The 13,022-nt window shown below is 64.9% G+C and carries 13 protein-coding genes; 6 read left to right on the top strand and 7 right to left on the bottom strand.

The features are described from left to right. Positions 1–177: 177 nt before the first annotated feature. Together phnA and AB4118_RS32715 are read right to left on the bottom strand one after the other, a co-directional pair. A complete protein-coding gene (gene phnA, locus AB4118_RS32710; protein ID WP_441493670.1) occupies positions 178–1,431 on the bottom strand; it encodes a phosphonoacetate hydrolase in 1,254 nt (417 codons plus the stop codon). Positions 1,432–1,442: 11 nt separating this feature from the next. After that, entirely contained in the window at positions 1,443–2,588 is a 1,146-nt protein-coding gene (locus AB4118_RS32715; RefSeq protein WP_441493671.1) for a 2-aminoethylphosphonate--pyruvate transaminase, read from the bottom strand. Positions 2,589–2,693: 105 nt separating this feature from the next. Here AB4118_RS32715 and AB4118_RS32720 point away from each other — a divergent pair, with 105 nt between their 5' ends. Next, entirely contained in the window at positions 2,694–3,587 is an 894-nt protein-coding gene (locus AB4118_RS32720) for a LysR substrate-binding domain-containing protein (RefSeq protein WP_441493672.1), read from the top strand. Positions 3,588–3,590: 3 nt separating this feature from the next. Here the strand turns inward: AB4118_RS32720 and AB4118_RS32725 are convergent, their stop codons facing one another. The 3 genes from AB4118_RS32725 to rpiB form a co-directional block, all read right to left on the bottom strand. Then, complete coding sequence (locus AB4118_RS32725; RefSeq protein WP_441493673.1) at positions 3,591–4,436, bottom strand: EamA family transporter; 846 nt, start codon at positions 4,434–4,436, stop codon at positions 3,591–3,593. Beyond that, positions 4,433–5,167, bottom strand: coding sequence for a metallophosphoesterase family protein (locus tag AB4118_RS32730; RefSeq protein WP_441493674.1), 735 nt, complete (start codon positions 5,165–5,167; stop codon positions 4,433–4,435). The genes AB4118_RS32725 and AB4118_RS32730 overlap by 4 nt, the downstream gene beginning before the upstream one ends. 159 nt (positions 5,168–5,326) lie before the next feature. Next, entirely contained in the window at positions 5,327–5,776 is a 450-nt protein-coding gene (gene rpiB / locus AB4118_RS32735; protein WP_441493701.1) for a ribose 5-phosphate isomerase B, read from the bottom strand. Between the two features lie 440 nt (positions 5,777–6,216). Here rpiB and AB4118_RS32740 point away from each other — a divergent pair, with 440 nt between their 5' ends. Continuing rightward, the gene (locus AB4118_RS32740) at positions 6,217–6,615 is read left to right on the top strand and encodes a hypothetical protein (RefSeq protein WP_441493675.1); all 399 of its coding nucleotides are present in this window, start codon (positions 6,217–6,219) and stop codon (positions 6,613–6,615) included. Positions 6,616–6,872: 257 nt separating this feature from the next. Here the strand turns inward: AB4118_RS32740 and AB4118_RS32745 are convergent, their stop codons facing one another. After that, positions 6,873–7,823 (bottom strand): glutathione S-transferase family protein, encoded by a 951-nt coding sequence (locus AB4118_RS32745; protein WP_441493676.1) that lies wholly within the window; start codon positions 7,821–7,823, stop codon positions 6,873–6,875. A 620-nt stretch (positions 7,824–8,443) separates the two neighbouring features. Between AB4118_RS32745 and AB4118_RS32750 the strand changes: the two genes are divergently transcribed. The 3 genes from AB4118_RS32750 (at position 8,444) to AB4118_RS32760 (ending at position 12,097) form a co-directional block, all read left to right on the top strand. Then, positions 8,444–9,382 (top strand): formylglycine-generating enzyme family protein, encoded by a 939-nt coding sequence (locus AB4118_RS32750; protein ID WP_441493702.1) that lies wholly within the window; start codon positions 8,444–8,446, stop codon positions 9,380–9,382. A gap of 139 nt (positions 9,383–9,521) precedes the next feature. Then, positions 9,522–11,138, top strand: coding sequence for an arylsulfatase (locus tag AB4118_RS32755; protein WP_441493703.1), 1,617 nt, complete (start codon positions 9,522–9,524; stop codon positions 11,136–11,138). A 167-nt stretch (positions 11,139–11,305) separates the two neighbouring features. After that, positions 11,306–12,097 carry a hypothetical protein gene (locus AB4118_RS32760; protein ID WP_441493677.1) on the top strand — a complete coding sequence of 264 codons (792 nt, stop codon included), beginning with the start codon at positions 11,306–11,308 and terminating at the stop codon, positions 12,095–12,097. A gap of 188 nt (positions 12,098–12,285) precedes the next feature. Here AB4118_RS32760 and AB4118_RS32765 read toward each other — a convergent pair whose 3' ends face one another. Next, on the bottom strand, positions 12,286–12,579 hold the full coding sequence (locus tag AB4118_RS32765; protein WP_441493678.1) for a hypothetical protein: 294 nt from the start codon (positions 12,577–12,579) through the stop codon (positions 12,286–12,288). 68 nt (positions 12,580–12,647) lie between these two features. Between AB4118_RS32765 and AB4118_RS32770 the strand changes: the two genes are divergently transcribed. After that, positions 12,648–12,998, top strand: a complete 351-nt coding sequence (locus AB4118_RS32770) for a hypothetical protein (protein WP_441493679.1) — start codon at positions 12,648–12,650, stop codon at positions 12,996–12,998. The last annotated feature ends 24 nt before the right edge of the window (positions 12,999–13,022 follow it).

Here is a 13,022-nt window from a genome sequence, read left to right on the forward strand (position 1 = left end):
AAGGCGCGCGCCTTGGCGAAGGCCTCGCGGACATGCTCGGGCCGCGCCGCCGGCACCAGGCCGACGACGGAATTGTCGTAGGGATTGCGGACCTCGACCATGTCGTCGGTCGAGACGAGCTTGCCGGCGATCCGCATCGTCTCGCGGCGCACGGGCGGATTCACATTCGCGTTCATCTCAGCTCACCAGATTGAGGGCGACGTCGAAGACGTCGAAATTGCGGAGCGTGCGCCCCTCCGGTACGGAGATCGGCCGGTTGGCGATCATCGGCACGCGCTGCTCGGTGATGCCGCCATGCGAGCGCAGCGGTTCGGTCAGCCCCGAGAGGTCGTGCCGATCCGGCGAGGTGCCGATCACTTTCGAGCGCGTCGAGACCACGACCACGTCGCCGATCCGGTCCGCTGGCAGCTCGAAACGCTCGCAGGCCTCGGCCGAGGTGACCGCGAGCGCGATGCCGTCGATGCCGGAGATGCGGGCCGCAACCTCGGTCTGGTCGGCGCCCTCGGGCAGATAGACCGTGGCGAAGGAGCCGAGCGCGCCGTGATGGACGACGTAAGGATCGGTGATCGGCAGGATCACGCGCATCGTGCCCTTGCCATACCATTCGTCCATCAGTGTTTGCAGATAGACTACGTCCGGCTCGCCATTGGGCAGATGCTTGTCGTTCATGCCGTGGTCGGCGGTGATGACGAGCGTGCAGCCGAGCGCATCGAGCCTGCCGACATAGCTGTCGAACATGGCGTAGAACGCGTCCGCCATTTCAGAGCCCGGCGCCGCCTTGTGCTGCACATAGTCGGTCGTCGAGAGATACATCAGGTCCGGCTTGAAGCTCTCCAGCAGCTTGACGCCGGCGGCGAAGACGAACTCGGAGAGATCGGCCGAGTAGACCGAGGGGACCGGCATGCCGACGAAGCCGAGCACCCCGTCGATGCCGTTCTCGGCCGTGTTGGCCTTGTCGGCCTTTTCCGAGGAGAAGGCGATCGCCGTGCCGCTGGTGAAATCGAGCCCCTTGCCGAGCAGGGTCCGCAGCTTGTCCTTGGCCGTCACCATCGCGACCTTGAAGCCGGCCTTCTGGAACTCGGCCAGGATGGTCGGCGCCCGCAGGAAGCGGGCATCGTTCATCATCACCTCTTCCTTGGCCTCGCGGTCGTAGAAGAAGTTGCCGGCGATGCCATGGACCGCCGGCGGGCGGCCGGTGATGATCGAGAGATTGTTCGGGTTGGTGAAGCTCGGGATCACTGAATAGGCATGCGTGCTGGTGCCGGCCCGCATGATCCGGTCGAGATTGGGCGTCAGGCCCTTGGCGCTGGCGGCCTCGATATAGGCCGGCTCCGAGCCGTCCATGCAGATCACGACCGTCGCACGCTGCGGCCGGGCATAGGCCCGCCCGTTCGCGACGATATCCGACCCGACCTTTGAATGCATGTTCATCATCTGCTCCTTCACGCCGCCGACTTCAGGCCGACGCCCATCTCGGCAAGCACGTCCGAGACCGTGGCGACGAAGGCCTTCATGTCCTGCGCGCCCAGCGCGCCGATGCAGCCGATGCGGAAGCTGTCGGCGACGGTCAGCTTGCCCGGATAGATCACGTAGCCGGCATCTTTCAGCGTGTCGTAGAAGCGCTGGAAGACGAAGTTTTTGTCCTGCGGCATGTGGAAGGTGACGATGATCGGCGCCTGGTGGTGGGCCGGCAGCAGCGTCCGGAAGCCGAGTTCCTGCATGCCCTCGATCAGGATGCGCGCATTGTCGGCATAGCGCTCGCCACGCCCGGCGACGCCGCCTTCGGTCCAGAATTCCTGCAGGGCGGCATGGAAGGCGACGATGACATGGATCGGCGGGGTGAAGCGGTATTGCCCGGTGCGCTCGAAGGCGGCGTGCTGATCGTGGAGGTCGAGCACGAGCGTGGTGGCGTTGCCCTTGGTCTCCGCCAGGGCGCTGCGGCGGGCGATGACGAAGCCGAGGCCGGGCACGCCCTGGATGCACTTGTTCGAAGAGGCGGCGACAGCGTCGAAATAGACCTCGCGGCTGTCGAGCGCCAGCGCCCCGAAGGCGCTCATCGAGTCGATCAGTAGGCGCCTGCCATGGCGCTTGGCCAGCGCAGCCACCGCCTCGATCGGGTTGCGGATGCCGCTCGTCGTTTCGCAATGGACCACGAAGACATGGCTGATCGCCGCATCGGCGACGAGCATCCGGTCGACCTCGGCAAGATCAGGCGGCATGTCCTCGGCCGTCTCGTGGGTGACGACGTCGCGGCCGGCGATCTCGAGGATGCGCTTGGCGCGCTGGCCATAGGCGCCGTTGATCAGGACCAGCGCCTTGCCGCCGCGCGGCACGAAGCTCGTCAGCATGGCCTCGACCGCGAAAGTGCCCGAGCCCTGCATCGGCACGGTGACGAAGCTGCCCTCGCCATGGATGACCTTCGGCAGTTCCTCCATCACGGCCTTGTTGATGCCGACGAAGGTGGCGTCCCGGGAGCCCCAGTCATGAACCATGGCTTCCTTGATCGCCTTGCTGGTCGTCAGCGGTCCGGGCGTCAGGAGGAGGGGATCACCGGTCTCGGAAACGGCGGGGCGGCGGGCTTGGGCCATGTCGATCTCGCTTGTGTCGTTGCAGCCGATGGCGAAACGGTAGGGCGAGATTTGACATAGCTCCAATACATCCTATCCATGCGATCCATAGAAAGGATCTATGGCATGGCGATCAGCTATTCCGGCCTGTCGGCGTTCCACGCAGTGGCGGAGGCCGAGAGCTTCACCGGCGCGGCCAAGGCGCGCCATGTCAGTCAGCCGACGCTCTCGGCGCAGGTCCGCTCGCTCGAGGACGCCTATGGCGTGCGCCTGTTCGACCGTGTCGGCCGAAAGACCAGGCTCACCCCGCTGGGCCAGAGCCTCTTCGTCATCACGGCCCGGCTGTTCTCGGCCCAGGACGAGGCGCAATCGCTGCTTGCCGGCAGCCGGACACTGCAGCGCGGCCATTTGCGCATTGCCGCCGACAGCGCCACCCATGTCATGGCCGCGCTGGCACGGATGCGCGAAAGCTATCCCGGCCTGACATTCTCGCTGACGATCGGAAATTCCTCCGAAGTGGTCGACCAGATCATGGATTTCGCCGCCGATGTGGCGATCACCGCGCGGCAGAGCTCGGATCCGCGCCTCCATACGGTGAAGCTGCGCGCTGACCGGCTGGTCGCCTTCATCGCCAGCGAGCACCGCCTGGCGCAGCATGACAGCATCCCGATCGAGGCCTTCGCGGGCCAGGACATCGTCTTGAGAGAACGCGGCTCGATCACGCGCGAGACCTTCGAGGCTCGCCTGTCCGAGGCGGGAATCAAGCCGGCGAACCTGCTCGAGGTCCAGTCGCGCGAGGCGGTGCGGGAGGCCGTCGCCGCCGGCTTCGGCATCGGGGTGATCTTCGAGGCGGAGTTCCGGCCCGATCCCGCGCTGAAGCGGCTGGTCATCACCGGCGCCGATTTCGCGGTCGGCGAATATGCGGCCTGCCGGGCGGAGCGCCGGCGCATTCCGCTGGTGCGCGGCTTCTTCGATACGGTCCAGGGCCTCGTCGAGGCCGAGGCGACGATCGCGCGCTGAACTTTAGGCGAGCCGCATCAGCGCGAGCGCCGCGACGATGAAGCCGCAGGCGACCAGGCGCGATGCCTGCAGCGGCTCCTTCAGCCAGACATAGGCAATCACTGCGGCAAACAGCACGGAGCTCTCGCGGACGGCCGCGACAAGCGGGATCGGTGCGACCGTCATCGCCCAGATCGCGATCCAGTAGGCGCCGAGCGACAGGATGCCTCCGGCCGTGCCCTGCAGCCAGAACGGCCGCATCGCGGTCAGCGCGTCCCGTCCACCGCGCAAGGCGATATAGGCGATCAGCGGCGTGCCATTGATCACGAATAGCGCCGCCGAATAGGCGTGCGGGTCACCCGCCGCCCGTGCGCCGAGCCCGTCGACCAGGGTGTAGCCACTGATCATGACGGCGGTCAGCGCGGCAAAACCGAGCGCCCCGGGATCGAAGGCAGCGCCGCGCCGGCGCCCGAGGACCGAGATCAGCATGATGCCGGTGCCGAGCAGGCCGATGGCGGCGAGCTGCGGCACGGCGAGGCGCTCGCCGAAGACGGCCATGGCGATCGCCGCGGTCAGGAGCGGGGCTCCGCCGCGTGCAATCGGATAGATCTGGCTCATATCGGCGCGCCGATAGGCTCCGGACAGGCCGATATAGTAGCCGAGATGCAGGATCAGCGAGGCGAGGAGCCAGGGCCAGGCCTCAGGCTTCGGCCAGCCCGTGACCAGCAGGACGGGGAGGGCGATAAGCCCGGACGCGAGCGAGATCATCGCCATGGCGTGGAGCGGTTCGAGCTTCACCTTCACGAAGGCGTTCCAGCCCGCATGCATCGCCGCTGCGGCGAGCACGGTGAGGAAGATCCCGAGGCTCACCGGCGCACGCTGCCTGTCGCCAGGGCATGGGCCCAGTCGTCGCGCCCATTCTGCCGCGCGCGTGCCGCGGCTGCGTCCCAGTCATAGGCGATGGCGTGATGTTCGACCGTGATCGTGTCCGCGATCGTCACCAGCGCGAAGCGGGCATGCGGGCTTCCGCTCTCGGAGACATGGGCAGGCGGCGTCTCGTCCTCATAGGCCGGGTTCCCGACACTGCCGGGGTTGACGACGACCATCCCATTGGACAACCGCAGGACCCGCGGCAGGTGGCTGTGCCCGCAGAGCAGGAGCGGAGCTGTTGTGGCGGCCAGCCGGGTCTCGACGGCGGCGGCCGTGTCGGGAAGGAGGCGGCCCCCCGCGACGGCTTCCATCAGATAGGCTTCATCATCGCCCGGCGAGGCATGGACGCATTGCGCTCCGGCGGCGAACTGCTCTTGCGGCAGCGTCGACAACCAGGCGCGATCGGCCGCGTCGAGCCTGTCCCAGGCGAAGCGGTCGGAGCGACCGAGCCCGTCGGGCGAGGCTGCTCCCAGGGCGCGGTCATGATTGCCGCGGACGTGCAGCATCTCGGCCGCCCTGAGACGCGCGACCGTCTCCGCCGGCCATAACGGCCCCGACGCGCAATCGCCGAGATTGACGATGATATCGGGCGCGGCGTGGCGAAGACGGTCCAGCACCGCTTCGAGAGCCAGCAGATTGCCGTGTATGTCCGCGATGACGCCGATGCGCATGGCTCACTCCGTGGCCGTCGAACCCCGGAGGCATCAAGGGTCGCGCCGCGCGCTTTACAGCATGCGGGACGCTTTGCCAGCGAAATGTTTTCGCGCGGATGCGGGTGACGAGACCCTGTTCAGGACGGTGGCCGCATCGGCTTGAGGCGCGCGCGGGCGCTAGCCCTCCAGCGCCCCGATCATCTCGACCCGCGCCGCATGCCGGCCGCCTTCGAACTGGGCGGAGAGGAACGCATCCACGATATCGAGCGCCAGCCCTTCGCCGACCACGCGCACGCCGATCGACAGCATGTTGGCATCGTTATGCTGGCGGATCATGCGGGCTGAGAACGTGTCGGCGCAGACGCCGCAACGGATGCCCTTGACCTTGTTCGCCGCCATCATGATGCCCTGGCCGGTGCCGCACAGGATGATGCCGAACCGGCAATCGCCGGAGGCGACGAGCCGTGCCGCCGCTTCGCCATGCCTGGGATAGGGTGTGCTCTCCGGCGTCGTCGGTCCGATATCGACCGCGACCCAGCCATGCGCCGCGATATGAGCGGCGATGGCCTGCCGGAGCGGAATGGCGGCGTGGTCGCTGGAGAGGACGATGCGGTTGCTGGCTGTCATGGAGACGGTATAGGCGGCCTCCAGCGAGCGCTTCAAGGGTCTCATGGCCAAGCAGGGTGCGACGCTCAATATCCGCGACAGCAAGCAGACGACCGCGCTGATCCACGCGGAGGCCGATGGCGTGATGGTCGGCCGTGATGGTCGGCCGTGATCGAGTCCGCGATCGTCACCTGCGCGAAGCGGGCATGCGGGCTTCCGCTCTCGGAGACATGACGGCGAGCCGGAACAACCGGCTGCGCCCTTCGTTGATCAACAGGTGCAGCTTCGGAAGTGTTGATCGCTTCCCTTCACGGCGGCTGTCCGGCGACACGCGCGCGAGGCAGATGGCTTTGCGCTCTGCCGCAATCCAGCCGCGATTGGTTCACCCGCCATTCAACCGGGCGGCGCGAACCTGTCCTCAGCTTCGGGAGGAGGAGAGCCCGATAAAAGGAGATTCGATCATGATGTCCCTCAGGAAAACCGCCATCGTTGCGCTGGCTTCCGCGAGCGTGGTCACGGCGGGCTCGGCCGTGCCGGCCTTCGCTGGGCAAGCGCGTCCGGTCGTGGATGCCTCGCGGCTCAACAAGGCAGCGGCGGAATATTCGCAATATCGTTACCGCGGCTATCGCGGTGGCTATCGTGGCTACCGCGGCGGCTGGTATGGCGGCGGCCGTGGCGCAGCCGTGGCCGGCGCCGTTGGCCTCGGAATTCTGGGTGCCGCAGCGATCGCCGCGAACCGCCGCGCCTATGCTGATCCCTACTACTACGACAATGGCTACTATGCCGCGCCGGTCTATGCCGCGCCGGTCTACGGCAGGCGCTATTATGCCCCGGCGTACGACTACCGCGACTACCGCTGAACGCTCGTTTGCCTCTCCCGCGCGCTCGTCCGGGCGCGCGGGGCGTCCCCCCAAATTTCGTTACGACAGCCGCGCTTCTCTGCCGCACATGGGGCGGGACATGACGCGACGTAGATGACTGCCTGCCGAGGCCGCTGCTGAGGGGCCGGCCTCGGCGTAGGCCAGCGTTTCGACATGGCCACGGGAAGAGCAATCAAGAACCAGAACCTTGGGCACGATGAACTGCTTGCGCGGTTGCCGGGGCTTTTCGTCCTCTTTCAGTAGCTTATCTCTGGGCCAAGGGGGACGATGCCGGTCGGATTGATCGTGCGATGGCTCTCGTAATAGTGGCCTTTGATGTGCTGCATATTCACCGTCCCGGCAACGCCGGGCAGGTGGTAGATGTCACGGGCGTAACGCCAGAGGTTCGGGTAATCGACAATGCGGCGCAGGTTGCACTTGAAGTGTCCGACATAGACCGGATCGAACCGAATGAGCGTGGTGAACAGGCGGATATCTGCCTCGGTCAGGTCGTCTCCGAGCAGATAGCGCCGTGCCTTCAGCCGCTCCTCTAACCAGTCCAGTGTATCGAACAAGGGTCCGATCGCTTCTTCATAGGCCTCCTGGGTTGTCGCGAACCCGGCGCGATAGACACCATTGTTGACGGTGTCATAGACCCGCGCATTGATCGCATCGATCTCCTCGTGCAGGGGCGCGGGATAGTAGGCCCCGGACAATGCGCCGAGATGGTCGAACGCCGTTCCCAACATCCGAATGATCTCGGAAGACTCGTTGTTGACGATGGTGCCGGTCCGCTTGTCCCACAGGATAGGAACCGTGACCCGGCCGGTATAGTGGGGATCGGCAGCGGTGTAGACCTGATGCAGATACTGCGCGTGATTGACCGCGTCGGGAACGACCCCGGGGCCTGCCTGGAACGCCCAGCCGCTTTCGAGCATCAGCCAGTGCACGACCGAGATCGAAACAAGCTCTTCCAATCCCTTCAGGGCGCGCATGATCAGGGTCCGGTGTGCCCAAGGACACGCCAGGCTTACGTAGAGGTGATAGCGATCAGGCTCCGCGGCAAAACCACCAATGCCGCTTGGGCCAGCCGAGGCGTCAGGCGTCACCCAGTTGCGAAATGCGCTGTCCTTCCGGATAAAGCGGCCGCCGGTTGACGATGTGTCGTACCATTGGTCATGCCAGGCACCATCTATCAGCAAACCCATCTCGGAATTCCTTCAAGATTGGCGTGGCAGCAATGCCTGCGGGTTCACCCTTCATTGAAAGGTTCGCCGTTTCGCGCCGCCCATGGAAGTGAGGTTGAGACTATCCATAATCGGCTGGGTTGGCTGTTTTATCTTGGGCGCCTTCCACATCGAATGGATCCTGCGTCCAGCCCTGACGAGGGCGGCGGATTTCGGTCGAAGGCAGCCAAGCCTTTCTGGCTATCGGGCAACAACCCCCCTGGGCAAGGGGACGTGATCGGAGTTCATTCGTACACAGTAGACACCCGCGAGAAACGTCTCTAACATGGGATGTAATACATTAATTATTCTGCAATTTAATTGCAATTCGTAATATCGAATTTTGATTATAGATTAGATTTATAACTTATCTTGCCATCTCTCTGTCGTCCTCCTGTCATTTAATTAGATTCTGAAAAATTACCTTGAAGTAAGTGCCGCGATCGTCTCGTGTTGTCATTCTCTGACTCTAGAACAGAATTGCTCCAATTCTCCAAAGAGTGCCTGCCATGCGTATCCTCGAAATCGTCGACGGACAGCCTTCGGCTCCCCGCGATCAACCGCATGTTTCCCCCGATGCAGGAACAGCGCCGCCACCAGGCATGAGCTCCATCCCCGGCGGCACCTTCCGCATGGGCTCGGACCGGCACTACCCCGAGGAGGCTCCAGCGCATCGCGTCACCGTCGACGGCTTCTGGATGGACCGGACCCCGGTGACCAACCGGCAGTTCAAGGAATTCGTCAGGGCAACGGGACACGTCACCTTTGCCGAAGTAGTGCCCGATCCCAAGGACTATCCCGGCACGCTGCCGCATATGCTCTATGCCGGCTCGCTGGTCTTTGCGCCGCCGACGAGGCCGGTCGACCTGCGCGACTGGAGCCAATGGTGGAACCTCACCAAGGGCGCGAACTGGCGTCGCCCCTACGGCCCCGGGAGCAATATCAACGCCCTCGACAACCATCCGGTCGTTCATGTGACGTTCGCCGATGCGCTCGCCTATGCGCGCTGGGCCGGCAAGGCCCTGCCGAGCGAGGCGGAATGGGAATTCGCAGCGCGGGGCGGGCTCGACGGCGCCGAATATGCCTGGGGGGAGGAGCTCACGCCCGGCAACCGGCATCTGGCGAACACCTGGCAGGGCAACTTCCCGCACGAGAACAGCAACCAGGACGGTTTCCAGCGCACCTCGCCGGTCACCGCCTTTCCGCCCAACGGCTATGGCCTCCACGACATGATCGGCAATGTCTGGGAATGGACTGAGGACTGGTACTCGGCGCGGCACGAGGCCGACGCGGCGAAAGCCTGCTGCATCCCGGTGAACCCGCGGGGCGGGCGGGAGGCGGCAAGCTATGATCCCGGACAACCGGAGATCAGGATTCCACGCAAGGTGATCAAGGGCGGCTCGCACCTATGCGCCCCCAACTATTGCCGCCGCTATCGCCCGGCCGCGCGCCATGCCGAGCCGGTCGACACCTCGACCAGCCATGTCGGTTTTCGATGCGTCTGGAGACCACCGTCCGATCCAAAGCAGCCTGAGGAGTGAGGTCATGCCTGATTGCTTGCAGCTTGATGAAAGAGACTGTTCCACGGCCAGGGCGCTGGAGCGGTTCGGAGCCTGGCGCGAGCGCTACAGCGCGGCGCTGTTCGGAGCGACCGCACTCACATCGCTCGCCTTCAGCGGGATGGCGGCGGCCCAGACGCAACCAGCCCCGGCGCCGGCGACGCAACAGCGACCGAACATCATCATGATCGTGTCGGACGACACCGGCTATGGCGATCTTGGCCCCTATGGCGGCGGCATCGGCCGCGGCATGCCCACCCCCAATATCGACAAGCTGGCGGCGGAGGGAATGACGTTCTTCTCCTTCTACGCGCAGCCAAGCTGCACGCCCGGCCGCGCCGCCATGCAGACGGGCCGCATCCCGAACCGGAGCGGCATGACGACCGTGGCCTTCCAGGGCCAGGGCGGCGGCTTGCCGGCAGCCGAGTGGACGCTGGCCTCGGTGCTCAAGACCGGTGGCTACAAGACCTTTTTCACCGGCAAATGGCACCTGGGAGAGGCCGATTACGCACTGCCCAATGCCCAGGGCTACGACGAGATGAAATATTGCGGCCTCTATCATCTCAACGCCTACACCTACGCAGACCCGACCTGGTTCCCGGATATGTCACCCGAGCTTCGGGCGATGTTCCAGCGGGTGACGAAGGGAGCCCTGTCGGGCAATGCCGGGCAGCCGGCGCGCGAGGAGTTCAAGATCAACGGCCAATATGTCGACACGCCGGTGATCAATGGCGCCGAAGGCGTGGTCGGCATCCCGTTCTTCGACGGCTATGTCGAGAAGGCGGCGCTCGACTATCTCGACCGCAACGCGAATTCGCCCGAGCCGATCTTCATGAGCATCAACTTCATGAAGGTGCACCAGCCCAACATGCCGCATCCCGACTACATCCATAAGTCGATGTCGAAGAGCAAATACGCGGATTCCGTCGTCGAGCTCGACGCGCGGATCGGGCGGATCATGGACAAGGTCCGCAGCTCCGGCCGCGCCAACAACACGCTGGTCTTCTACACCACCGACAATGGCGCCTGGCAGGACGTCTATCCCGATGCCGGCTATACCCCGTTCCGCGGCACCAAGGGCACGGTTCGCGAAGGCGGCAACCGCGTTCCCGCCATCGCCTGGATGCCGGGCAAGATCGCTCCCAACTCCAAGAACCACGAGGTGACTGGCGGTCTCGATCTGATGGCGACATTCGCTTCCGTCGGCGGGGTGCGGTTGCCGACCCAGGATCGCGCCAACCAGCCGATCATCTTCGACAGCTACGACCTGTCGCCGGTGCTGTTCGGGACCGGCCCTTCGCCACGGAACGAGTGGTTCTACTTCACCGAGAACGAGCTCTCTCCGGGCGCGGCACGCATCGGCAACTACAAGGCCGTCTTCAACCTGCGCGGCGACAACGGCGCCCCGACCGGTGGTCTGGCGGTGGACAGCAATCTCGGCTGGAAGGGCGCGGAGAAATATGTCGCCACCGTCCCGCAGGTCTTCGACCTCTGGCAGGATCCCCAGGAGCGCTACGACATCTTCATGAACAACTACACCGAGCGCACCTGGACGATGGTGACCATCTCCGAGGCCATCAACAAGCTGATGAAGACCTATGTGCAGTATCCGCCGCGCAAGCTGCAGAGCGAGAGCTATACCGGGCCGATGACGCTCTCCGACTATCAGAGATTCCAGAGCGTCCGCGACATCCTGTCGAAGGAGGGTATCAGCATCCCGCTGCCGTCGGGCAACTGAACACGGCCCCAGGTCGGCTGGCCGGGCCGGACGAGGCCCGGCCGAAATCGTCGCAGCAACGCTCGATTCAGGGCTCGATAGAGCCGACCCCTTTGATGCGCATGCCCCTCGATGACGATCGTTCCAGCGGGGACAGATGCGACGAGACGAGCGATCCGAGGCGTCCAATGGCTGAGAGTGTCCATGCCCTTGACGGGTCGCAACTGGCCCGGATCGAGCCCGGCGACCGCCTCGTGGTGCTTGCCCGGACGATCCAGGCGGATCCCGGAGCGGAAGCCGAGCTCGAGGACCGCGTCGTCGACTGGGCGCGCTTCGGGGAAACGTGCCTCGGGCAGGCGCTGTATCGGCACCGCTCCGTCTTTCGGAACGCTTCGGAAGCGGCTGTCTGGAGCCATCTCGAACTGAGCTACTTCCAAGACATCGTTCCTGCCGACGCCATTCACGAGCTCGTGGTCAAACAGCAACCGCCGCAGATCCAGGTGCTGCGCGCGGAGATTCTCCTGACCACCCCCGCGGCCTTCGTCCTGCCGCGAAACTGGCAGGGCTCAGCCGATCGGCCCGAGCGGCAGGTGTCGCTAGAATATATCGAGGTGCGCGCTCCCTCTCTCGGCGAATACCGTGAGATCATGCGGAACTATATCGGGCCGGCTGCCGCGAAGCTCGTCCAGGCGAACAGGATCGGGACGTTCCGGACCATGGAGACGGCGGCCGTGCTCTACCGTGACCCGGCGCTGCGAATCGACTGGAACCAGATTCATCTCTGCGAAGTGGAGGCCGACGGCTTCAACGGGTTCGGCCAGGCTTTCGATGCCGCGCTCCGCGAGGTTTCGCCGGATGGCGGCTTTGCGGCCGTCTTCGCCGGCCTCGACCGCATGCGCACGATCCCCCGCTGGACCTTCAACGATCCCGTGGTCGAGGCTGACGCTGCGCTCGGGCGGGTAGGCACGGCGGAACCATGAGCGGAGCCCGGCCCGGAACGTGCGCGTGCGGGCGCCGCCTCGTCCCGCAAACCGCCGGCAAAGGGGGAGCCGTGGACGGTTGACCGTCAACGGCGGACGGAAACGAAGCCGGCGCGGCGGGGAAAAGGCAGGTCATCGACCGCGTCGCACCCGGAACACCTGACGAGGGCGCGTTTCGGGGCGAGCTCTCAGACGTTGTCCAAACGCGCCTTGGCACCAAGGTAACCCCCATGGTGCCGGAGGCCATAGTCCTTTCGCGTAAAGCCACGCCGCTCCATGACGATCAACGCCAGGGCATCGGCGATTGCCGACATGACGGCAATGCTCGCGGTCGGGGTCAGTCCCAAGGAACAGGGTTCCGCGATCTGTCCCATGTCGATGATGATATCGCTCACAAGACGAAGATCGGACTGGGGATGCGAGGTAACGGCGATGACCTTGTGGGGCCCCAGATGCCGGGACAGTTCGACCATCTCGACCACTTCGCGCGTTTTGCCTGACGTGGAGAATGCGAACAGGCAATCCCCTGGGCCGAGACGCCCAGGTCGCCGTGCGCGGCCTCGCCTGGGTGCACAAAGACCGCTGGCGTCCCGGTCGAACAGAGGGCGGCTGCAAAACGATTGGCAGAAAAGCCGGCTTTCCCCATGCCGGTGACGATCACCTTGCCGCGACAGGCTTCTATGGCCTCAATCGCAGCATCGAAAGCCGAATTAACCTCTACGGCCGCGATGGCCGCCGCTTCAGCACGCAATATCTGCTGCGCTCGCTCTTGGACATCGGTCATTTCCACGTCCTGATACCTCCAAAGTTACTTCATGCCCCGTCGCCGAAAGGTCCGCAACGGGGCGATACGGACCCCGCAGGGAATGGGCTCTGCCGGATGAAGGGGCGCCGGCTCTGACCTCATCAGTCATGATCCAGGGAG

It is taken from the genome of Allobosea sp. 2RAB26 (genome assembly GCF_052115465.1).
Taxonomy (GTDB): Bacteria; Pseudomonadota; Alphaproteobacteria; order Rhizobiales; family Beijerinckiaceae; genus Allobosea.

What these genes read in the sequence shown, in the direction of transcription:
- AB4118_RS32740 (WP_441493675.1), top strand. Translation starts at nt 6,217, where the DNA reads ATGATGTCCCTCAGGAAAACCGCCATCGTTGCGCTGGCTTCCGCGAGC.
- phnA (WP_441493670.1), bottom strand. Translation starts at nt 1,431, where the DNA reads ATGAACATGCATTCAAAGGTCGGGTCGGATATCGTCGCGAACGGGCGG.
- AB4118_RS32715 (WP_441493671.1), bottom strand. Translation starts at nt 2,588, where the DNA reads ATGGCCCAAGCCCGCCGCCCCGCCGTTTCCGAGACCGGTGATCCCCTC.
- AB4118_RS32755 (WP_441493703.1), top strand. Translation starts at nt 9,522, where the DNA reads ATGGCGGCGGCCCAGACGCAACCAGCCCCGGCGCCGGCGACGCAACAG.
- rpiB (WP_441493701.1), bottom strand. Translation starts at nt 5,776, where the DNA reads ATGACAGCCAGCAACCGCATCGTCCTCTCCAGCGACCACGCCGCCATT.
- AB4118_RS32745 (WP_441493676.1), bottom strand. Translation starts at nt 7,823, where the DNA reads ATGGGTTTGCTGATAGATGGTGCCTGGCATGACCAATGGTACGACACA.
- AB4118_RS32730 (WP_441493674.1), bottom strand. Translation starts at nt 5,167, where the DNA reads ATGCGCATCGGCGTCATCGCGGACATACACGGCAATCTGCTGGCTCTC.
- AB4118_RS32760 (WP_441493677.1), top strand. Translation starts at nt 11,306, where the DNA reads ATGGCTGAGAGTGTCCATGCCCTTGACGGGTCGCAACTGGCCCGGATC.
- AB4118_RS32750 (WP_441493702.1), top strand. Translation starts at nt 8,444, where the DNA reads ATGAGCTCCATCCCCGGCGGCACCTTCCGCATGGGCTCGGACCGGCAC.
- AB4118_RS32720 (WP_441493672.1), top strand. Translation starts at nt 2,694, where the DNA reads ATGGCGATCAGCTATTCCGGCCTGTCGGCGTTCCACGCAGTGGCGGAG.